Here is a 20,671-nt window from a genome sequence, read left to right as displayed (position 1 = left end):
GTGTATATTATATTCTTGTGTGATTTTTATACCTTTAAAGGTATAATTTTTAAAATAAACCTAGACTCCAGACGCCACATATAACTTTGCCTTTTTTATATATAAAGTGATAAGTGTATAACATACAAATGCATAAAACTGTAAGCATACTTTTGTATTATAGGGGTTAAAACACCTCCGATTACCATCCTTGCAAATTTCAGAACCTTTATCGTATTTTATGAAAAGACTGATGTTGCCGCTATTTAATTTGCGCTCTTTTAGGGTTGTTTTTATAATGGGTGCGTTTGTACCTCATTAAAAAAAGCGAGGTACATATGAGGTACCAAATACACTAACAAAGTATATAATAAGAAAGCAACAACAGTTGTAATTTACTGTTAGGCAATAAAAAAACATCAAACGAAACGAAAGAAAACAGGTTTTATTTGCCGATGCAATATGTAATTTTCCTTGTATTTATTGGGGTTAGAACATTTGGGCAACAAATAGGATACAAAAAACACCTAAAAAGGGTAAATTGAGGGTAATTATTAATAAATTCAATTACGAATATAGCATAAAAAAACCACTCATAAAGAGTGGTTTCATACATAAAAACATCAACCGTTAATTAGCTGTTCCAGAGCCTAAATAAACGCTGTTTGACACTGTATTACCTTCAGCAGTAATAAATGCCATAAAAAGCTCGACTGTATCACCTGCATAGGTACTTGGAATTGTAATGATTTGAGATCCTACAGTTCTATCAGCACCATCAAGAATATACATTGATTCCTTTTTACTTGGATTGTAAACCAAAATCATTGCTTTATCAGTTGCATTTGCATTACCTTCAGCAGAGTTATCATCCCAAGTAAATTCTACTTGTCCCGCAGTTGCTAAATCTGTTGCAGGGTTCAATGCTCCAGATAGATTACCTCTACTTAATAAAGCTAAAGAATAATCTACAGTAAAGTTTGGTGCAGCTCCTGTAATCGCATTATTCAATACATAAGACATTGCTGCATTAAACTCTGTTTTTGCACCGCATAAGATTTGTACCCTTTCTTGATAAAACCTAAATTCGGTTGAAGATACTCCAAAGTAACTGTAAACTTGTTTCTTTGATTAACTTGCCCTTCTGTTCGTGGATTTGCCACACTTGAAGGTTTAATTCTCAAATAGTCAATACCTTTCCAAGAAGCACCAACTACGTTTCCTACTTTACCCGATACACCGCCCAGGATTCCTTGTGAAATAACACCCATTGTATATAAAATTTAAAATTAATACTTGTTCGAAGTTGGTTCGGACTTGGTACGGTCTTTAACCAACACAAGTAATATATGGCAAATACTATGCTAATAGATTGGTTTGGTTTTTGTTGCCCTTTGTTGCCCGATTTTGCTTTTTAGAAAATAGATTTTGTATGTATGACACCTTTAAATCTGCCATTTTTGAAATTACTTTTTTAAGTTCAGCTTCTTTTTTACAAATTGCTGACACTATATTAATATGCTTTTGTAACTCAAATTCATCATTTAACAACGATGTGTAACTATTTTTTAAGGTGTTTCTGCAATCATCTATTGAGATAAACGGAATAACACTGCCTTTTAAATAATAAGCATAAAAACCGCCTATTTGCAACATCATTGATAAATGGTAAAGGGTTTGTTTTTCTTCTTCGGTTGATGTAGATACCACAAAACAATTAGGACAAGGATTTATTAAAGGCTTTCCGCTGTTTTGCCCTTTGTTTAGGATAAAAAAATGAGGGTTTGAGTAAGTTCTTCCGATTTGGTGTGTTTTTAGTTCAAAAGTTGACATAGCTATCCAATTTAAAATTGCTTCGCTACGCTTCGCACCATTAATTTTTTAAAAGAAAAACAATAAAAAAAGAAAGCCTAATGCTCTTGTGGCGTGGATAAGACTGTCAAGGTTTTTGGATAAAAGTTTTTTGAGATTAATTGTTTAATGATTGTGAAAAATGCTTTTGAAAAAAGTTTTATTCAAAACCCGTAGGGCTTGACCTTTATAGACTTGCGCGTTGGCTGTGGTAGCCACATATATTTGCTACCTTTTTTTATTTATTGACTGTTCTTCTAAAACATCTAAAATATCTTGTTTTTTGTATAGGATTCTGTTTCCCATACGAATTGGATTTAAAATACCGTGTTTATTCCAAGAATGTATTGTTACCAAACTGATTCTTAAATATTCGGCGACTTCTTGTCTTGTTAGTAATTCATCATTTTTTGGTTTTGATAGTTCTTTAAGATAGTCTTCAATTTTAAACAATAATTTATCTGCTACCTTATCCGCTAATTCATCAACTGTGACTTCTGTAATTTGGATTGTTTTTGTAATCATATTGAAATGTATTTAATTAATTGAACAACACTTTTTGGGGCATAAACTCTTAAAAAAATAGGTTATTTCCAATTTGAGCGTGGGATGAAGCGTTTGTATGGGTAGCGTTTTAAATAGTTGTTTGATAAAACAGCATTTAAACAAGCTACTTATACAGGACTTTTAGGCAATAGCTTTTTGTTTTTTTGAGGTACGATAAAAAGCAATATGCTATGTCGTATTACTGCATTTTCTTAACCTATTTTTTTATAACCGCTGACTTGGGTGGTGGGGAAAAGTGGACTTTTATATTTGTTAACGAAATGAAACAAACAAAGACTTGAGGTAAGGAATACTTGGACTTAACGATGGTTTTGTGCAGTTTGAATGAGATAACCAATATAATACTAAACTTAATCAATCTTTTAAATTTGCTATTGTTTAATGCTTGTTCAAAATATGGTTATATGTTCGGATGTGAGCGTTGGAATAGCGGATATTTTACATAATACCAGTTATAGCGACAAAAATATAATAAAACGCCGTAGGCTACCTTTGAAAGGATTTTTGCTCCTATAACTTGTATTATGTAAACATAGCTTGGGGTAGTTTTTGGTGTGAGGGATGGCAACAGCTCTTTGCTTTTTTATTGTACTACTTTTAAAATATAATAGCAAATAAAATAAGCAATGTGCTGTGTGAGGGTTGGCAACCAAAAACTACAAGTGCGGTGGATAGCGGAACAAAACAAAAGACAGAGGATTTTGAGGTACGAAAAAACTGGGTTTTGGGTTGTGGGGACAATTACCAACTCATTCGTTGTAATCTAACTGCATTTAAAATTGCTAATAATGCTACTCCTACATCTGCAAAAACTGCTTCCCACATTGTAGCTAAACCACCTGCTCCTAAAATTAAGACAATGACTTTAACACCAAAAGCTAAAATGATATTCTGCCAAACAATTTTTCGTGTGGAACGACTTATTTTAATGGCTCTAACTACTTTTGAAGGCTGGTCGGTTTGAATGATAACGTCTGCTGTTTCAATAGCTACATCACTACCTAAACCACCCATTGCAATACCAACGTTACTTGCTGCTAAAACAGGTGCATCGTTAATACCATCACCTATAAAGGCTATTTTGTTTTCAGGATTTTTCTTTAAAATTTCAACTTCGTTTAATTTATCTTCTGGAAGTAAACCACCTTTAGCATTTTCGATATTCAACTCTTTAGCGACTTGTTGCGTGATGGAATCTTTATCACCGGAAAGCATCATAATATTTTTAATGCCTACTTTGTGTAATGCTGTAATAGTTTCTTTTGCATCTTCCTTTAATTCATCTGCTATGACTACATAACCTGCAAATTGATTATCGATTGCAACTAATACTATCGATTCTACAATAGATTCCGTTTCCGTTGGAACATTTATATTATTCGCAGTCATTAAGGCTTTATTTCCTACTAAAACTGTTTTACCATTAACAACGCCTTTTAAACCTTTACCTGCAATTTCAGAAACGTCTTGTGCTTTAAAATCTTCTCCTTCAGCTTTGTACTCTAAAATGGCTTTAGCAATTGGATGCGTGGATTGTTCTTCCATCGCCATTAAGTATTGCATAAATTCGGTTTCATTCCAACCGATTGCTTTTACTTCTTTGATTTTAAAAACACCTTTGGTAACGGTTCCTGTTTTGTCCATTACCAAAGTATTTATCTTGGTCATTGCATCTAAAAATGAAGCACCTTTAAATAAGATTCCATTTTTTGAAGCTGCTCCCAATCCACCGAAATATCCTAATGGAATTGAAATCACTAACGCACAAGGACAAGATATTACCAAGAAAATTAATGCTCTGTATAACCAATCTCTAAACACATAATCATCTACAAAAAAGTAAGGTATAAAAGTAACACCAATAGCTAAAAACACTACAATTGGTGTGTAGATACGAGCAAACTGTCTGATGAATAATTCTGTTTTAGATTTACGTGCTGTTGCATTTTGAACCAAGTCTAATATTCTCGCAATAGAACTGTCTTCAAACTTATTGGTTACCTCAACTTCAATAACGCTTTCCAAATTAATACTACCCGCGTAAACCTTTGCTTCTTTTTGAATGGAATCTGGTTTGCTTTCTCCTGTTAACGCAGCTGTATTTAAAGATGCTTTTTCGGATAATAAAATGCCATCCAATGGAATTTTTTCACCTACACGAATTTGAATTTTCTCTCCAATATTGACAACTTCAGGCGAAACACTTTTATAATCTCCCTCACGAAATACATTGGCTTCTTTAGGTCTAACATCTAATAATGCTTTTATATTTCCTTTTGCACGATTTACAGCAGCACTTTGAAATAATTCGCCTACTGCATAAAATAGCATTACTGCAACACCTTCGGGATATTCACCAATAACAAATGCACCAATGGTTGCTATAGACATTAAAAAGAACTCTGTAAAAACATCACCTTTTTTAATACTAATCCAACCCTCTTTTACAACAGGAAACCCTACAGGAAGATATGCAATACCATACCAAGCAATACGAATCCAATCCTTAAAGAATGAAACATCAAAATAATCTAAACCTATACCAATGATAAGCATTGTAAAACTTATTATTGCAGGCACGTAGGTTTTGAATGCACTTCCATTACCGTGATTATGACCATCATTATGCGTGTGTTGCACTTCTGAATTTGGTTTTAAATCTCTTAAATTGACTTTCTTTTTTTTCATTTAATATCTAATAATTTTTCAATGTCATTGGGAATAGGCATTCGTTTTAATGGTGGCACGTTTGCTCCACCAGTATTACCAAGTGGAACGTGATTTATAAATGATTTCCAGCCACCCACAAGCAACCTAATTATTTGACCTATTACTTCTTTCGTATCTTTTTGTATAAATCCAAACTTTAGCATAAGCCAATGTGAATAGGTATGTTCTATAGGATAAGATTGTCCTATTATATGATTACGTTCTAAATGATACCAAGCATTACCAAACTGCTTATTTTCTAAACAGAAACTGTATTGTTTTAATTCTTGGTTATACGCCTGTTTTAGATGTTTAGGTATTTTAGTATTAAACTTCATATCCTCTAATTTTGGATAAATGTACTTTAATAGTAAGTGCAATGGAAGTGCAATAATTAGACACTACACTTATCGCAAATACCTTTTACCACCAAATTTACATTCTCTGACACAAAACCATCTGGCACTTTTATTTGAGGTATTTTATGTTCTGTTAAGCAAATGGTTTCATTGCAATTATTACAATGAAAATGTAAATGCAAATCGTTTTTAATATCACAATTACATCCCTCTTCGCATAACGCATATTTTGTTATCCCTGTGCCATCGTCTATTTGATGGACTATTCCTTTATCTTCAAATGTTTTAATAGTTCTGTATAAGGTAGTTCTATCTGCTTTTTCAAAAGCATTTTCAATGTCACTTAATGTTACTGCTATTTCTTTTTCTGCAAGAAACTTATATATAAGCAAACGCATTGCCGTAGGGCGAACCCTTTTGTCTTCTAAAAATTTTTCTATTTCAGTCATTAACTTGTGATTTTAACCATCTATTTCCCTATGGATTCTCCCGTTTTAATGTGAAAGGCATCTTCTATATTTGCGATATAAATAATCCCGTCTCCTGGTTCTTCCGTTTTACCATTTCTTAGAATTGTTTCAATTGCGGCTTGGGCTTCCTCATTTTGACAAACCAGTTCCAGCTTGACCACTGGACTATCTGTCACGTGAAAATCCAGCGACGGTCTTGCGCCTTTTGCCTTGAACGCTCCCGTGCCTTCTGCTTGTGACAGGGTCATACTTTTAAAACCACTATCAGCAAGAGCTTCAATTACCCTTTGGATCCGGTTCGGTTTTATAAATGCTTTTATTTCCTTCATTTTTTTAAATTTTTAATCGATTTTGAACCGAGCCTGTTTTTTAATTTTTAACTAACTTATTAAGACGATAAACAAACCCGGAATCAAAATCTTTGATGGTGATTGAATTAATGTGCGTGTTCCAGTTCGCCTTTAACCATTTCCGAAGACAGGTTATAAGCTCCGTTTATGACCACTTTGGCATCCTTTGAAACTTCGGCAGGAAGATTGACTTCAACAAAGCCTAAATCAGTAATACCAACCGTTACGGGTATCATTTTGAATTTCATTTTGCCCGCTTCCATTTCTTCGTCTTCATCCAAAATGAAAATGAAGGATTGCTCGCCTTCTTTTATGATAGCAGCTTCAGGAATAGCGAAACCTTTTTTCTCGCCCTGCACTATGCGCCCTTCCACATACATTCCCGGCAATAGGTTTTTATCCTTGTTTTCAATATCCGCCAAGACTTCCAAAGCCTTTGGGTCGGTGTTAAAGGTTTTACCAACAGACCGAACGGTGGCTTTAAGCAAATTGTCCGGGTGGGAGGCCGTGGAAAAATATATTTGTTGCCCTTTCTCTATTTGGTATATGTCCTTTTCATATACTTTAAAATTGACGTAAATTTTTGAGTTATCGCTTATTGAGAACATTTTGGATTGTGCGCCCACATAATCGCCCAAACTTATATTTACTTCTGCCACGTATCCACTTATTGGCGTGGTAATGGGAACAGCGGAATATATTTGACCTTCCGCCACTTTGTCGGGATTAATGCCCAACAGTTTCAATTGGGAACGCAACCCATTGACACTGGATGTGGTGGAACGAAATTTTGACTGCGCCATCTGAAATTCCTTGCCAGAAGAAACGCCTTTATCATAAAGGGTCTGCTTGCGTTCAAAATCCTGTTTCAAAAAGACCAGTTCGTCATTTTTTTCCTGAAATTCCTGTTGCATTGCAATGATATCGGGATGCTCAATATATGCCAATACCTGTCCTTTACTTACATTATCTCCAGGTACTACCTTAATGGAACTCACATTTCCACCAACAAACGGACTGATGTTCGCCTTATCCTGTGGAAAAAGTTCCAGCGTTCCTGTTACCTTAATGTTGTTTCCTAAAGTTCGTTCCTCCAGAGTTTTCGTTTTTAAACCGATGTTTTCGGCCTGTTGCTTTGTAAGTTCCACAACTCCTTCTTCCTCGTCGTGGCCTTCGCCGTGCGCATCTTCCCCAACCTCCGCTTCGTTATGCCCGAGTTCAGATTTTGGGGCATCGTTACAACTCATAAACATAAGTGTAAATAATACGGTACTTACTAATAGTATATTCTTCATTTTTCTCTTTTTATGATTATAGATTACCCAATTGATATTGTACCTCAATAGACTGTTGGTTATACTGATTGAGGTATTGTAAATGGTTTTGTTTGATACGGATGGCACTGTTTAGAATTGTAATGTAATTAACGTAATCAATTTCGCCTTCCTTGGATGCCAACTGTGCCGTGGCTATCTGTTCCTCTGCCAATAGCAGTGCGCCTTCTTTATAATATTGCAAGGTCTTCTTAGTTTTTTCGAGGGACTGGAGCAATTGCGAAACACGGCTTTCCGTAACTTCTTTTTGTTCCAAATATTGATATTCTGCCATCATTGCGTCTGCCTTAGCTGACTTGACTCTTGCCTTTTGCGGAAAAAACCATAGTGGAATGCTAATGCCTGCCTGAAAAGTATTGAAGCCTGACACTTCATCTACAACTTGTCTGCCATACGATAAACTAAATTTAGGTAGAAATTGGGATTTTTCGACACCCACGTTTGCCTTGCTTACTTCGGCATTTTGCAAGGCATATTGCAACATTGGATTATTTGCCACTGAAGTTGAATCTAATGTAGCCATAAAATCCAATGGCTCGTAAACGCCATCAACCGTCTCGATGTTTTCATCGGTTCCCAAATATTGCTTTAAGGCACGTTTGGCGATTTCAATATCATCGAAAGCTTGTTGTTTTAATACTTGTATCTGCTGAAATTCGGAAGAGGCTGCAATAAACTCCAACTTGCCTGTTTCTCCTGTGTCATACCTAAGTTGGGCAGCGTTCTTAAAATTGGCATAAGTACTGTCCAATTGGTCAGCAAAACGCAACTGTGCCTTGTAATAATTAATTTGGTCATACGCCTGCATCACATTACGCACCAACTGTTGTTCACTTGCCACAAAAAACTTTTCTCCCAAGGCAATACGTTCTTTGTAAAATTTCGATTTTGAAAACCCGGAAAGCAAATCAATATTTCCCTGTTGCACACCAACGGTTGTTTGAACTCCAGGAAGATTATTGCCATATTCTTCCTTGCCTGTAAAAACTTCGGTGCTGCCAAGGTCAAAACTGGTGCCTTTCATCGCCTTTTCCCGTTCAATAAATGCCTGACTTTCCTTGAGCGTAGGATAATTCTGTTTTGCCATAGCAATGGCCTCATCAATGGTCAAGGTCTTTGGAATTGTACCATCTTGACTATTGTCTTGGGCAAATGAAGTTCCAGAAGCCATCAAACCTCCAACCATCAATAATACCGTTATAATGTTTGTTGACCTGTTGACATAGCTTATATCCCCCTTTGTATTGTTTCGTTCCTTTCTCGATTCCAGCCAATAGTAAAGAATAGGAATAACCACCAAGGTCAAAAATGTTGCCGTAAGCATTCCTCCAATGACTACTGTTGCCAATGGTCGCTGTACTTCTGCACCACCAGAGGTGGAAACCGCCATTGGGATAAAGCCCATAATTGTGGTAATGGCAGTCAATAAAATGGGACGTAAACGTTCGTGCGTAGCTTCGTATATACGTTTTTTTAAATCTGTCATTCCACTTTCTTTTAGTTCATTGAATTTGTTTATGAGTATCAGACCGTTTAAAACCGCTACTCCAAAGAGTACGATAAACCCGACCCCTGCCGAAATACTGAAAGGCATTCCACGGATCAACAAAATGAAAACCCCGCCTATTGCCGCCAAAGGCACTGCCATATAAATCATCAAAGCCTGTGAAAATGAATTTAAAGCGAAATAAAGCAGGATAAATATTGTTAGTAGAACGATGGGCACTACTATCATCAATCGGTCTGATGCACGTTGCAGGTTTTCAAATGATCCTCCATAAGTGACGTAATAACCTGGTGGCAGTTCCACTTCCGTTTCCAGTTTTTGCTGAATTTCCTCGACCATCGATTTTACATCGCGTCCACGAACATTTACACCCACAGATATACGACGCATAGTGTTGTCTCTTGAAATTTGCATTGGCCCAGCTTTATAACTGATATCCGCAACTTCCTTTAGAGGCACTTGAGCACCGTTCGGCAGGTCTATGTAAAGGTTTTTTAAGCTATTGATGTCTTGCCTAAAGTCCTCTGCCAACCTGATAACCACATCAAAACGCTTTTCGCCTTCAAAAATCACACCTGCCTTTTCGCCTGCAAAGGCGGCACTTACATAATCATTCAATTTATCCACGGTTACACCGTATTGTGCCATTTTTGCGCGGTTATACACCACTGTCATTTGTGGCAAACCGCTTGTAGCCTCTACGTTAAGGTCTGCTGCACCCGGTACTTCACGTATTACCGCTGCGATTTCCTGTACCTTATCTGCCAACACATCCAAATCTTCTCCGTACAATTTGATTGCCACGTCCTCACGAACTCCAGTTAGCAACTCATTAAAACGAAGTTCCACGGGCTGGGTAAATACAAAATTGACACCGGGAACAACCGAAATCTTTTCTTGTATTTTTTCAATGAGTTCTTCTTTGCTGTCGGCGGAAGTCCATTTGCTTTTATCTTTTTCAAGAATAATGTAACTATCCGCAATGTCCATTGGCATCGGGTCGGTTGGGATTTCGGCTACCCCGATTCTTGAAACTACAGTTTTAACTTCAGGAAATTCATTTATTAGATTTTCGAGTTTCTTTGAAGCCTCGATGGTCTCTGTAAGACTGCTCCCCGGTTTTATTAATGCTTGAAACGCAATATCGCCCTCATCAAATTTCGGGATAAATTCAGCTCCCATATTTTTGAATACAAATCCTGCAATCAATAGCAAGGCAACCGCACCTATTACGACCCCTGCTTTAAAACGAAGTGAAAAATTCAGTATGGGCAGATACACGCGATTCAAAAGGCCCATAATTTTATCGCTTATCCTATCCATCCGATTTTCAAATCTGGCAAACCAACTATTTTGGTTTTTGGCAGGTTTTAAAAATAATGACGACATCATTGGCACATAGGTAAGACAAAGGATGATAGCGCCTAAAACTGCAAATCCAAAGGTAAAGGCCATTGGGCGGAACATTTTTCCTTCCACACCTGTCAAGAACAAAATAGGTGTAAAAACAATGAGAACGATTAACTGACCGAAAAAGGCAGAATTCATCATTTTACTAGAAGAATCATAGGCTATTTCATCCATCTCGGATTGTCCCATAATTGCATTGGATTTCTTCATCCGTTGATGAATGTGAAAAACCGTTCCCTCCACTATAATTACCGCGCCGTCAACAATAATTCCAAAATCAATTGCACCCAAGGACATTAAATTTGCCCAAATACCAAATTGCTTCATCAAAATAAATGCGAACAATAAACACAAGGGGATTATCGAAGCTGCTATCAAACCGCCACGGAAGCTACCTAAAAGGAGTACCAAAACGAATATTACGATGAGTGCCCCTTCAATTAGATTTGTTTTAACGGTACTTGTGGTTCTCTCAATCAGTTCGCTTTGGCTTAAAAATGTATCGATATACACGCCTTCAGGCAAGGATTTTTGGATTTCGGCTATACGCTTTTCAACATTTTCTATAACGTTACTTGGGTTCTGTCCTTTCAACATTAATATTTGGCCACCCACAGATTCGTGACCATCCTGGGTAAATGCACCATAACGCACTTGGTTACCGTAACCCACTTTTTCGGCAACGTCCCTTACCAAAACAGGGCTTCCATTTTGAGTGGTCACAACGGTGTTTTCCAAATCGGCGATACTTCGTGCCAGCCCTTCCCCACGGATAAAATTGGCTTGGTGGTTTTTTTCAATATAAGCTCCACCCGTATTGGCATTGTTCACTTTAAGGGCTTCAAAGACCTGGTGCATTGTGATGCCAAAACTTTTTAGTTTAGCAGGATTAAGAGCGACTTCATATTGTTTTACATAGCCTCCAAAAGCATTTACTTCAACAACTCCCGGGACTAACGCCATCTGGCGTTTCACGATCCAGTCTTGAATGGTGCGCAGTTCCATTGCGTCATATTTTTCTTCATACCCTTCTTTAACCTTTAAGGTATATTGCAATATTTCGCCCAAGCCCGTGGTAATGGGCGCCATAAAAGGCGTGCCAAAACCTTCAGGGATTTCTTCCGCAACTGCGGTTAATTTTTCTTGGACCAATTGTCGTGGCAGATAGGTTCCTGCTTCGTCTTTAAAAACAATGGTTACCACGGACAGTCCAAAACGAGAGATCGAACGCAGTTCGATAACGTCTGGAAGATTTGCCATTGCCAATTCTACGGGAAAGGTTACAAATTGCTCAATATCCTCCGTTCCCAAATTAGGGGCAGTTGTTATAACTTGAACTTGATTGTTGGTAATATCAGGCACGGAACCCAAATTTATAGTGGCCATTGAGTATATGCCTGTGCCAATAAGCACCACTATAAATAGCCCAATAATAAATTTATTATTAATGGAAAATGAAATGATTTTATTAATCATAAATATGTATTAATTCAGTTGAAAATTTACGGTGCGAATGGGTGCAACGCATTTATAAAGCAATGCTTACTTTGAGAAGCATCACGTTAGGATATAGCTATCCTTAAAAAAAACTGAATTATACTTGAGGGGGTTGGAAGAGGGATTCCAGATACCTGGAAGAGAAGTTAACTGTATATAAATTGAACGGCTCTTTATCTTCAAACTTTGGTCGATTGATTAGGGCCGAATTGTTGTTCGCAATAAATAGTACTAAAGGATGACAACATTGATTATGAGAATGAACTGGTGTATTTTCCTTATCTGGGTTATTATGATGCCCTTCATTTTTTGCATCATTGTCAATGTAATCTTCAACTACATAATCAAGGAAAGAGTCGCCAAAAACTTTATGGTTTTGATAATGGGTAATGATATTTGAGATATCTTTTATTGGCCCACAAAAATCCATATCAAGGCTAATTCCCTGAAAAAAGAATAAAATTGACATTGATATGGAAAAGAATATTTTCATAAAGTTTCACAAAGATACAAATTATTGAATGCAATGGTTGTGCAAAGAAAAAAGGCTTCGGATTATAAAAACCATAAGGTTTCTTGACCAAAAGGTGGTATTTCCTTGCTTTCAAAACGAGGTGCTATTTCTGCAACCATTTCAGGATATTTAATTGTTATTGGTACGTTTTGTTGACGTAAGGATTTCCAATATAGCCTACTAAATTGATACACTTGCTCTATTAGCTTTCTAATCATTTTACTATCATTTAAAGCCTCTGGTGTAGGACTTGATATTTTAAGTTTTATTGGAAATGAATAACTTGAATGACTTGGGTATTTTACAGTATTGTTATACCTCAAATTATTAAAGAGTAAATATTTATATTCTCCTTTAGGGCCAATATTTATATATGTGCCACTCATTGGAATTAACTCACCATTCCAATTTTGGTCAAAAGCAATAATATCTTGTGATTTAGTTTTATTAATATTAAGAACAAAAAGAGGACAAGGCAATTGAAGTTTATCCATCATTTCTAAAACAGGTTGTATTTCTTCATCCTTCATATCCTTATAAAAGTGAATCACTATTTTTTCGGGTGACTTATTCGTTGGAACATATTGCCAAATAGCATCACTTAAAGCATTGCCTAATTGTTTAACATCTGATTTACTGAAATAATGAAATTCATTGAACCTTCCATTGTTTTTAAAACTGAATGCACTTGCTACATAACGAATGTTTTCTTCGGTATTTTTAAAAGCACCAACACCAATTACCAATTCATTTTTTGGTTTTACATTAAGTTGCCAAGGTGTACCATCTAATTTTGCTAATAAGGCTAATGATATATTGGTTAAATCGTAAATAAATTTATGTTGGTTTCTTCTAAATCTATCAAACTCTATTACTTGAGATATTATTCTTTTATATAATAGCTGTTCTTTAACCTTGTAATACACTAACTTTTTTTCAAGATTAGGTTCGTGCTTGTTAAAAGGGCTTAAATAAATAGCAACGTAATTAATGTTAGGGTCTGATTTAAAGTCTTTTATACCTTGTGAAATTTGAGGTAATGGATTTTCTAAATCATCAAATACTATATTGACATCATTATCGAAATGTGCTAAAACACCTGCATAAATGTTTAAACCTTTATACCAACTTGTACCATCTTCCAATAATTTTTGCAATGCTTCTACTTCTTTAGCATAACTTGTATGATGTATAAAGAAGAAATGCACATTATCTAACTGACAAGGATTTAAAGGTTTTAAGTTCTTAAAATCTATTTTGGGATTTCTACCAACACCATTTTGGAACAATAAATCATTACTTTCATCAGTTACTTCACCAATGCGATTTATTTCTACTGGCAGGTAATCATCATTATTTACAGGGATAACTTTCTTAAATTCATCACTTAAAATGAAATGTTGAATAAACTTATCAATTTTGTTTTTGTACCCAATATATTTATTGGAATCATCTTTGGGTTCTGGTTTAATTTTAAACGCATTACGTAAATCGTTATTCAAAATGGCAAAAGCCTTTGTGTTATCATCAATAAATTCCTTTTCCTTATGATATTTTAATAACCTCATTTTATATACAACTTTATTAAGATTTGTTGTTGAGGTATGTTTTATAATTTCAGAAATAGGTTTTTTAAACACTTTAGCCATACCATCATAAGAAATAACTAACTCACCATATTCACTAACTTCTTTAATTTGTACTTTGACCGTAAACTTATAATACTGCGCGAAACTTTTATTTTGATATGATCTATTACCAATCCAAATTTGATTATCATTCACAAAGTTTTGACCAACAAGTTTTTTAATGCTATTAAAGAATTTTTTGATACGCCAATTATAATAGTGTTTAATTAAGTCGGTTGGTTGTTCCTTTAGATTGAGTGATAAGGGATGATAGCCTTCTTTTTCGTAAATAAACGATGTGTATATGAAATCAGGGTTTTCTTCTTTTATACCAGGAAACAATTCTTCAATATTGGTTGGAAACTTTGTTTTATAGAGCTTTTGAGCATTACCAATTTTCTCTTTACTTAAATAAAAAGTTATTGGTTTGTCTGGTAAATCAAACGTTATGATATTGAAATAAAGTTCCTGACTCATAATACTTGGGTTTATTAATTCTACTTCTTGCTCAATCTATTAATTTTTTGTTCTACAATTTTGAGGATTTCCGTACTGTTCTTTTCATCTTTTAACATAAAGACAATTTTATCTGCCATCCAGAATTGAAGCAATTCATTTTTATTTTGTTTTAATACTTTGGCTAATGCTTCAGCTTGTTCTTTACGAGCCATACGAGTACCACGTTCAATTTTACTTAAAAGTGCCGTATCAATATTCATTTGAGAAGCAACTTCTCTTAATAATAATTGCTTTTCTTCTCGTATTTCTCTGATGTATTCTCCAAACGTCATTTTGGGGATATTTTGACTTGTCAATATTTGTCTAATGTAAGAAAAAGAAAATAAGAACTAACAAAAAGATATTAACAATTATAAACAGGAAATGAGGAAGTTAAGGATTTGAGGATATAAAGTATTTTTATAAATCCTCGTTTCCTTAAAATCCTCAAAATCCTTATTGTGCTTTTGTGGGATTTGTATAATTGTTATGTGCTTCCCTATGTATTAGACCAGCATCAACAAATTTAGTAATATAGCCTTCTGCTGTTTTATGAGGAATCTTGTTTTTGTCGGCTATATTTAGGTAATCTTGTCTTGAAAATTGATAAGGTAGTGCTTCTAAAAAACGTTCTTTACGATTGGCTCTTTTTACTTCTTTTTGTTCGATAGGTAAATCGTTAAACACCTTACTACTGTGCTTTACTAATACGCTTATCATTTCCAATGTATTTTCAAAATCTATATCCTCACAATATCTTACTTGGTTTACATCACCATCTTCCATAATGCGAAATACAGAAAACAACATTATAATTCTAAATGCTATTAACCCCAAACGTCTAACAGTTGCTATATAGTCATCGGGTTGAAGATTTAGATATTTGGTTTGTAGTTTTTCAAAAAATACATTGAATTTTTGTTGTTGCTCTGTTGTTAGCCTTACTTCAATAGGTCGGTTGTTTTTTAAAGTTTTATATAGCTCAAAAAATTCCTTTCCTAATTGGTCGTAGTATTCATCTAAACCATTTGCTATGCCTGTTTGAAAAACGTTTTTCCAAGTCGGTTTGATATTCATATAATAAAACATAAAACGACTAAACAACCCATTTTCAGCACTTGGAACCAACGCTTGAATTTGCTTTGGTGTACCTGATAGGACTGTTGATAAGCAAGGTCTTTCAATATCAACATATTCTCTATCTGTTCTTCGATAATAACTAATGGTTTCGTGGTGGAATGCTTTACGAAAACCATCTGAATAATTACCGTAATCACTTTTAAAGGCTTGTGCTAAAGTATCTCCTTCGGTTTCAAAAATTAACCCTCTACCTTCATTATCCGATATTAATTGATAAACACCTGTTACACTATTATTAGCAGGGATAAACAACATTCTTTCAGGTGGTTTATTTGGTTTCTCCATTGTTTCACTTTTACCCTTATTCATATTATAAGTTGCCATTTCAACTTGATGTTGTTGTTTTAGGATTTTGGATTGTTCACGTTGTTGTTTGTGAACAGGATTTACCAAATTTTTAATTTGGTTTAATCTTCCTTTTCCTGCTGAAGCTGGTGCAGTAACAAATAAATACAAATTGCTAAATACTTTACTTTGGTCATACACACCAAATAGTTTTGGAAAACAGGCACTAAATGCTGTTAATGCTCCCAACAATAAAATATCACGTTCTTCATTACTGCTTGAAGGTTGTATTACTTGTTGCAAAAATGTTGGAATATTGTTGTAAACTGTTGTTGGTATTGTTGGCAATGGTTGTTTTACTTCTTCTGACTGTTGCAACACTTCAACAACTTGTTGTTGCTGTTGTGGTTTAATACCAACTTGATGTAAATGGTGGTATAAAGTACCAATGCTTATACCGTGTCCTTTTGCTTGTAAGCATTTATTATACTGTTCGTCGCATTCTTTATGGTCGTAACCTGAATAATTTCTACTTATTCTATGGTAGTAATCACGTCCAGCTTCTCCGTATTCTTCTGAAACTGCAAATCCAATATCACGCCATTTTTCATACGTATCTGTAATGTCTATACCTGATTGTTCTAATGCGCTGACATATGATTCAATATCATTTGCAACAACTGTTGTTGGGTTGTTGTTGATTGGTTTTTTAGGTACTTCTTTTTGCTCTGGAACAGCTAACCAATCTTTTGGGTTAAATATTTTTGTCATAATTTCTGATGTCTTTTATGTAGGTATGCCAATGGATCGTGGGATAAAAAACACGCTCTGGAAATGTCTTTACCTGATTGGTCTACCTCAATGTTATATGTTTGCTTTATGTAATTGGCCACCGCAATAAAATATTCATTGTGTGACACTTGGGATAAATCGATTCTAATTATCCATTTTAAGCCTTCTCCTGAAGGTGATGTAAACAACAATTCGGTTTCGAAATATTCATCGTTTAATAATTGTTGTTTTAGTTCTTCAAGATTTTCTAAATGGTCAAAATCGATTGTCAATAATGATGAGTGTTCAATTAAGCTATCATCATTTCGTTTAGAAAACACACCTGAAAATGTTATATAATCAAAATGATTTGCTTTAAATTTTCGTGCTTCTTTTGGGTCTTTAATCGCTCTAAATTGCTCTGTGATACTTTTATACTTATCGCTTGTAATACGCTCCAATATTTGATGTAATCGTACTTTTTCAGTTGGAAACACATTTCTAATTGGTGCTTTGTAAAAACTGCTGTAAGCATACCAAGTATCATCGGGTTCATCTAACCAGGATAATTCATCTTCTTGCTTTACTTCAAGATTTAGATGTAGTTCTTTGTTAATTTTTAGCAACAATTCTTCTTCATTAATGATTTTAAAATGATAGGATGCAAAATCGAATACATCACCTTTAAAATCGGTTAATTCTGTATCGTAATGCACCGCTTTATTGTCTAAAACATTAATTTGTAATGTTGATTTACCTCCGTTAAAAGGATTGCGGGTTACCCCACAGTCCCTTCCTTTTAAGGAAAGGACTGTTGTTTTAGGATAATACTGCCTTAATACATAAGCATAAATATTTAACCCGTAATGCGTTTTCTTTAAAATGCTTTCTTTACTTATTTCCATCGCATTTAAAATTTGGGTTATAATAATTGCTTTGTAATAGTTCCTCTATATCAGATACTTTGTAATAAAATTTACCTTGTATCTTGCTATATGGAATCGTGCCATTTGAACGGAATGTTTGCAATGTGCGTTGGCTAATATGTAGCGTTTGCATTACGTCCTGATTATCAATCCACATATCTTTTAAGCGTTCTGCTCTCGTAGCTCTTATTAATTCGATACGTGCTTTTATATCCTTAATCTCTTGTGAGAGTGCCAAGAGTAAATCGATTATTTCAGTCATAACTTTACCTTTCCTTTTTTGATTAGGTAATCGGCAGCTTGCTGTTCGATTTCATCTCGGGAATCCATACGGTTACGCAGTAACCATTGGTCTAACTCCTGACGTTGGAAATAGATTTTTTTGCCATTCGGTTTATAGTGTGGAATGGCTCCCGTACTTGTAAGTTTATACAAGTGCGATTGTGATAGTTCTAAATACTTGCAAGTTTCATTGAAATTCAATACTTGCTTTTGCAACGTTTGTTGTTCTAATAACAACTTTTCGATGCTTTCTAAACGTTCTATAATTTTAACGTCCATCTTTTTATAATTTTAATTTAAAAATGGACTTCTGCGCAAAAGTCATCCTTGATTGTCAAGGACATAGCAAATATGGAAAAAGGTGTTTGGTATAATAGAAAAGAGAAAAAATGGTATTATTAAATCATTGTAAAACAATGATTTATGCCATTTTTGGTATTATCTATTTGGTATTAAATAGAGAAAATACCACTTTTTAAAAGTGAAGTTTTATTTGATTTGGTCAAGCCAAAAATTGGCATCAACTAATTTTTGATAGGCTCTTTTTTTAGCACCTAAAAAATTACGATATTCTTTATCGGCATTACTACCTGGTCCATAACGATGAGCAAAAAATTTATGAATATGTTTACGCTCTATTTTTTTTGATGGTTTATCTTCAAAAAATATCCTTTCATTAAAGTATTTTGCTTCCGTTAGTTTTACCATAAAAGCTGCAAGTAATATTTTTTTGCCCCTTTTTTTAGTATAATTATATTTATCATCAATGATACCTTTTTCATTTAACAACTCCTCTAATTTTGCAAATTCCCTTTGTTTAGTCTTGTTAATAAGTTCGTTATAGGATAAGACATCATTGTTTTCCTCTCTAAAATCACCTTGTATAGCGTTGAAAATTGAACTTTGTTTTACTTGTTTTCTAACAGTTTTTATTTCTGCACCGGAATAGGATTTTACAATTAACTCTTCAGGTGGTTCTTCATTAAAAAATACTTCGTGTAATTCTTCGATAGTATAAATTTCAGTATCACTTAATTCTGAAAATCGTTCTTGAAGTTCCATAAAAAGCATCATCGCATTAGCCTTTAAAAATGAAATAATATAAGCTTCATCTGATTTATCGTTTTGAATTGGCTTTAAGTATAAGGTTTCGTCAAGATCGTTATCAGAAACATAGTTACTAATTTGGTTTAGGTAATTTTTGATACGGTTATATTCTTTATCATACAAGAAAGATAAATGACCTGGTGTAGTATTGATTTCAAGTGCATCATTGATTTGATTAAAATTTTTGATGTACTCGGTTTCAATTAACTTTAAATAGTATTTACGCCTGTTAGAATACGCCTTTTTGAAGTCAATTTCATATTTAGGCGTTGTATTGAGGTATTGCTTTTTAAAGCCTTTTAAAAGCTCTTTAAATTGGTTTTCGGTTCTTTTATCATCAGTAACCTTTTCCACATACAGTAAGTCGATAAATAGGTCTTTAGCCATTATAAATCCAATTTAATTTTATTAGCAGCTTCTTTCTTTTTATCATCAATAACTTTTGCATAAATCTGCGTAGTTCTCAATTCCTTATGACCTAATAACTTGGAAACAGTATAAATATCTGTTCCTAAAGTTAATTGTAAAGTTGCATAGGTATGTCGAGCACAATGGAACGTGATATTTTTTGTTATTCCTGCATTAAGCATCCATTGTTGTAACTTTAAATTTGACCAAGCACTATAATGTAAACCTTGAAAAACTTTTTCTTCGGGTTTACCCTTATCTCCTAATAATTCTGCTGCTTGGTCTGAAATAGGTAAAGTTTCAACCCCTTTTGTTTTCTTTTGTCTGAAACGAATATAATATCCCATTTCTTTAGAATGTTGAATTTCTGACCAAATCAGTTTTTCAATATCTGACCAACGTAACCCAGTAAGCGCAGAAAATATAAAAGCACTTTTTAAAAGTGGTAACTCGCATTCTGTATTGACTACTTTTTGTAATTCATCAAGAGTTAAAAATTCTCGTTGAGGTTCACCTTGTTTAAAATACTCAACACCATTTGCTGGGTTTATTCTTAAAATACCATCCTTAACAGCTTGTTTTAATGCAGCGTTGAATTTTCCATAATAAGAATATTTAGAGTTTTGAGATAATTTTTTACCTGCTCTTGCCATTGCATCCTTATCTAAATACTCTTTAAAGCGTACTACGAAATCCTTATCAATATCTTGAAAACTTACGTCTGTTGGACAAAACGTTTTTAGATGTTTTAGCATACTGTTCCAATTACCATAATTACCAGAGCTTGTATTCTTTTTCTCTGCTAATGCTGTTACATAAGTAATAAAACTCCCTTTTAATTTCTCAATATCTTGGAACCCATAAATACCGTTTTGAATTTCAATTTGTCGTTGAGCACAAATAGTTTCCGCTAATTGTTTGGTTTTCTTGTTAACCTCTCTTTCGGTTTTAGTTTTAGGGTTAGGTGTAAGGTATAAACGCAAATATTCGGTTTTACGTTTGCCTTTATGATAGTAATCTAAATACAAACTTATTTTGTCATTCTTCTTGCGTTGTCTTAATGTTACTTTCATAGGATG

The 20,671-nt window shown here is 34.3% G+C and carries 17 protein-coding genes and 1 pseudogene; all 18 read right to left on the bottom strand.

The genetic code is table 11. The annotated features are described in order from the left end of the window. Positions 1–609: 609 nt before the first annotated feature. Positions 610–1,250: pseudogene (locus tag ACFFU9_RS07055) on the bottom strand (DUF6266 family protein). Between the two features lie 88 nt (positions 1,251–1,338). Next, entirely contained in the window at positions 1,339–1,812 is a 474-nt protein-coding gene (locus ACFFU9_RS07050) for a DUF6943 family protein (protein WP_379860686.1), read from the bottom strand. A 246-nt stretch (positions 1,813–2,058) separates the two neighbouring features. Continuing rightward, positions 2,059–2,355, bottom strand: a complete 297-nt coding sequence (locus tag ACFFU9_RS07045; protein ID WP_379860685.1) for a helix-turn-helix domain-containing protein — start codon at positions 2,353–2,355, stop codon at positions 2,059–2,061. A gap of 783 nt (positions 2,356–3,138) precedes the next feature. Further along, on the bottom strand, positions 3,139–5,085 hold the full coding sequence (locus ACFFU9_RS07040; RefSeq protein ID WP_379860684.1) for a heavy metal translocating P-type ATPase: 1,947 nt from the start codon (positions 5,083–5,085) through the stop codon (positions 3,139–3,141). Continuing rightward, the gene (locus tag ACFFU9_RS07035) at positions 5,082–5,444 is read right to left on the bottom strand and encodes a DUF3703 domain-containing protein (protein WP_379860683.1); all 363 of its coding nucleotides are present in this window, start codon (positions 5,442–5,444) and stop codon (positions 5,082–5,084) included. The genes ACFFU9_RS07040 and ACFFU9_RS07035 overlap by 4 nt, the downstream gene beginning before the upstream one ends. A 56-nt stretch (positions 5,445–5,500) precedes the next feature. Next, a complete protein-coding gene (locus ACFFU9_RS07030; protein ID WP_113966047.1) occupies positions 5,501–5,914 on the bottom strand; it encodes a Fur family transcriptional regulator in 414 nt (137 codons plus the stop codon). Between the two features lie 20 nt (positions 5,915–5,934). Beyond that, complete coding sequence (locus ACFFU9_RS07025) at positions 5,935–6,264, bottom strand: P-II family nitrogen regulator (RefSeq protein WP_113966046.1); 330 nt, start codon at positions 6,262–6,264, stop codon at positions 5,935–5,937. Positions 6,265–6,371: 107 nt separating this feature from the next. Then, complete coding sequence (locus ACFFU9_RS07020; RefSeq protein WP_113966183.1) at positions 6,372–7,580, bottom strand: efflux RND transporter periplasmic adaptor subunit; 1,209 nt, start codon at positions 7,578–7,580, stop codon at positions 6,372–6,374. Positions 7,581–7,596: 16 nt separating this feature from the next. Continuing rightward, entirely contained in the window at positions 7,597–12,012 is a 4,416-nt protein-coding gene (locus tag ACFFU9_RS07015; protein WP_113966045.1) for a CusA/CzcA family heavy metal efflux RND transporter, read from the bottom strand. 118 nt (positions 12,013–12,130) lie between these two features. Further along, the gene (locus ACFFU9_RS07010; RefSeq protein WP_379860682.1) at positions 12,131–12,526 is read right to left on the bottom strand and encodes a hypothetical protein; all 396 of its coding nucleotides are present in this window, start codon (positions 12,524–12,526) and stop codon (positions 12,131–12,133) included. A 62-nt stretch (positions 12,527–12,588) separates the two neighbouring features. Next, the gene (locus tag ACFFU9_RS07005) at positions 12,589–14,652 is read right to left on the bottom strand and encodes a Piwi domain-containing protein (protein ID WP_113966043.1); all 2,064 of its coding nucleotides are present in this window, start codon (positions 14,650–14,652) and stop codon (positions 12,589–12,591) included. 20 nt (positions 14,653–14,672) lie between these two features. Further along, positions 14,673–14,966: a helix-turn-helix domain-containing protein gene (locus tag ACFFU9_RS07000; RefSeq protein ID WP_113966042.1), complete on the bottom strand. Its 294-nt coding sequence runs from the start codon at positions 14,964–14,966 to the stop codon at positions 14,673–14,675. 163 nt (positions 14,967–15,129) lie between these two features. After that, positions 15,130–16,869: a DUF3987 domain-containing protein gene (locus ACFFU9_RS06995; RefSeq protein WP_113966041.1), complete on the bottom strand. Its 1,740-nt coding sequence runs from the start codon at positions 16,867–16,869 to the stop codon at positions 15,130–15,132. Beyond that, positions 16,866–17,774 carry a BT4734/BF3469 family protein gene (locus tag ACFFU9_RS06990; protein ID WP_379860681.1) on the bottom strand — a complete coding sequence of 303 codons (909 nt, stop codon included), beginning with the start codon at positions 17,772–17,774 and terminating at the stop codon, positions 16,866–16,868. Before ACFFU9_RS06990 ends, ACFFU9_RS06995 begins: the two co-directional genes overlap by 4 nt. Further along, entirely contained in the window at positions 17,761–18,057 is a 297-nt protein-coding gene (locus ACFFU9_RS06985) for a helix-turn-helix domain-containing protein (RefSeq protein WP_379860680.1), read from the bottom strand. The genes ACFFU9_RS06990 and ACFFU9_RS06985 overlap by 14 nt, the downstream gene beginning before the upstream one ends. Further along, positions 18,054–18,356, bottom strand: a complete 303-nt coding sequence (locus tag ACFFU9_RS06980; RefSeq protein ID WP_379860679.1) for a helix-turn-helix domain-containing protein — start codon at positions 18,354–18,356, stop codon at positions 18,054–18,056. Before ACFFU9_RS06980 ends, ACFFU9_RS06985 begins: the two co-directional genes overlap by 4 nt. A gap of 210 nt (positions 18,357–18,566) precedes the next feature. Further along, positions 18,567–19,571, bottom strand: coding sequence for a DUF6617 family protein (locus tag ACFFU9_RS06975; RefSeq protein ID WP_379860678.1), 1,005 nt, complete (start codon positions 19,569–19,571; stop codon positions 18,567–18,569). Continuing rightward, positions 19,571–20,665 (bottom strand): phage integrase SAM-like domain-containing protein, encoded by a 1,095-nt coding sequence (locus ACFFU9_RS06970; RefSeq protein ID WP_379860677.1) that lies wholly within the window; start codon positions 20,663–20,665, stop codon positions 19,571–19,573. The genes ACFFU9_RS06975 and ACFFU9_RS06970 overlap by 1 nt, the downstream gene beginning before the upstream one ends. Between the last annotated feature and the right edge of the window lie 6 nt (positions 20,666–20,671).

The organism is Mariniflexile ostreae (genome assembly GCF_042427585.1).
Classification (GTDB): Bacteria; Bacteroidota; Bacteroidia; order Flavobacteriales; family Flavobacteriaceae; genus Pseudalgibacter; species Pseudalgibacter ostreae.
This window is presented reverse-complemented; position numbering and strand designations above follow the sequence as displayed.

Excerpts from the sequence above, each read along its gene's own strand:
- ACFFU9_RS06985 (WP_379860680.1), bottom strand. The coding sequence starts at position 18,057 with ATGACTGAAATAATCGATTTACTCTTGGCACTCTCACAAGAGATTAAG.
- ACFFU9_RS07045 (WP_379860685.1), bottom strand. The coding sequence starts at position 2,355 with ATGATTACAAAAACAATCCAAATTACAGAAGTCACAGTTGATGAATTA.
- ACFFU9_RS07005 (WP_113966043.1), bottom strand. The coding sequence starts at position 14,652 with ATGAGTCAGGAACTTTATTTCAATATCATAACGTTTGATTTACCAGAC.
- ACFFU9_RS07015 (WP_113966045.1), bottom strand. The coding sequence starts at position 12,012 with ATGATTAATAAAATCATTTCATTTTCCATTAATAATAAATTTATTATT.
- ACFFU9_RS07050 (WP_379860686.1), bottom strand. The coding sequence starts at position 1,812 with ATGTCAACTTTTGAACTAAAAACACACCAAATCGGAAGAACTTACTCA.
- ACFFU9_RS06995 (WP_113966041.1), bottom strand. The coding sequence starts at position 16,869 with ATGACAAAAATATTTAACCCAAAAGATTGGTTAGCTGTTCCAGAGCAA.
- ACFFU9_RS06975 (WP_379860678.1), bottom strand. The coding sequence starts at position 19,571 with ATGGCTAAAGACCTATTTATCGACTTACTGTATGTGGAAAAGGTTACT.
- ACFFU9_RS07030 (WP_113966047.1), bottom strand. The coding sequence starts at position 5,914 with ATGACTGAAATAGAAAAATTTTTAGAAGACAAAAGGGTTCGCCCTACG.
- ACFFU9_RS06970 (WP_379860677.1), bottom strand. The coding sequence starts at position 20,665 with ATGAAAGTAACATTAAGACAACGCAAGAAGAATGACAAAATAAGTTTG.
- ACFFU9_RS07040 (WP_379860684.1), bottom strand. The coding sequence starts at position 5,085 with ATGAAAAAAAAGAAAGTCAATTTAAGAGATTTAAAACCAAATTCAGAA.
- ACFFU9_RS07035 (WP_379860683.1), bottom strand. The coding sequence starts at position 5,444 with ATGAAGTTTAATACTAAAATACCTAAACATCTAAAACAGGCGTATAAC.
- ACFFU9_RS07010 (WP_379860682.1), bottom strand. The coding sequence starts at position 12,526 with ATGAAAATATTCTTTTCCATATCAATGTCAATTTTATTCTTTTTTCAG.
- ACFFU9_RS06990 (WP_379860681.1), bottom strand. The coding sequence starts at position 17,774 with ATGGAAATAAGTAAAGAAAGCATTTTAAAGAAAACGCATTACGGGTTA.
- ACFFU9_RS07000 (WP_113966042.1), bottom strand. The coding sequence starts at position 14,966 with ATGACGTTTGGAGAATACATCAGAGAAATACGAGAAGAAAAGCAATTA.
- ACFFU9_RS07025 (WP_113966046.1), bottom strand. The coding sequence starts at position 6,264 with ATGAAGGAAATAAAAGCATTTATAAAACCGAACCGGATCCAAAGGGTA.
- ACFFU9_RS06980 (WP_379860679.1), bottom strand. The coding sequence starts at position 18,356 with ATGGACGTTAAAATTATAGAACGTTTAGAAAGCATCGAAAAGTTGTTA.
- ACFFU9_RS07020 (WP_113966183.1), bottom strand. The coding sequence starts at position 7,580 with ATGAAGAATATACTATTAGTAAGTACCGTATTATTTACACTTATGTTT.